Below are 719 nucleotides of genomic sequence, written 5' to 3'. Positions count from 1 at the left end.
GCGAGGTGACGAGTGGGCTCCGTGGACTTCCCAGCATGTTGAAGTGAGGAAGCCTGCCGCGTTTGATGCCGCTAATGTGGTTGGCGTCAGGGTATCAGGCACTGCAAGTCCTGGCAGTGTAATAAGGCTTGTGCGTCCTGCCGACAAAGCCGTAATGAGCACCACGCACACCACTCAATCTGATAGGCGCTGGACTGTCACATTATCGACGGGTCTTCCCCAAGGTGTGCGCGAGCTACAAATCCGTGAAGACGTCGACGGAACGGTGGGGCGATATACCCAGACCAAGACGTTCACCGTTTTAGGCAAAATCAAAATTACGTCCCCGGATATCAATCTGCCCGTCGAGAGTGTTCTACCCGTGTTCAAGGGCAACGGGGCGCTGCAGGGAGCCCGCATCAGTGTTTACTTAGTAAACCCCCTCATGCCTGTGGCCTTATCCGATCCGGTTGATTCCGACGGCGAATGGCTCGCAACCAGTAGCCATACTTTCGCGCGAGGGGCACGTTACACCATTAATGCCAGGCAGAATCTGGGTGGCGGCTACTCCGAGTGGAGCGACCCTCAAGAGATTTATGTTATTGGCCCTCCCGTGTTTACAGCACCCAAGCCCAATCCCGCGTCGCAGCCAATCGTGGAAATGAAATCAATGTTCGAGGGGACCGGTGCCACCGGTTTCAATCAGAACAGGGTCGACGTGTATTCGGAGCAAATGGGGG

The 719-nt window shown here is 55.8% G+C and carries 1 protein-coding gene; it reads left to right on the top strand.

All coding sequences use genetic code 11. The features are described 5' to 3' along the window. Positions 1-154: 154 nt before the first annotated feature. Positions 155-719: hypothetical protein (locus tag M9827_RS27595; protein ID WP_250608390.1), on the top strand; the 565-nt coding region annotated here is incomplete at its 3' end.

Source organism: Pseudomonas sp. AKS31 (assembly GCF_023634765.1).
In the GTDB taxonomy this organism is placed as follows: Bacteria; Pseudomonadota; Gammaproteobacteria; order Pseudomonadales; family Pseudomonadaceae; genus Aquipseudomonas.
Note: the sequence above shows the minus strand (reverse complement) of the source record. Positions and strands in the feature narration are given on the sequence as shown.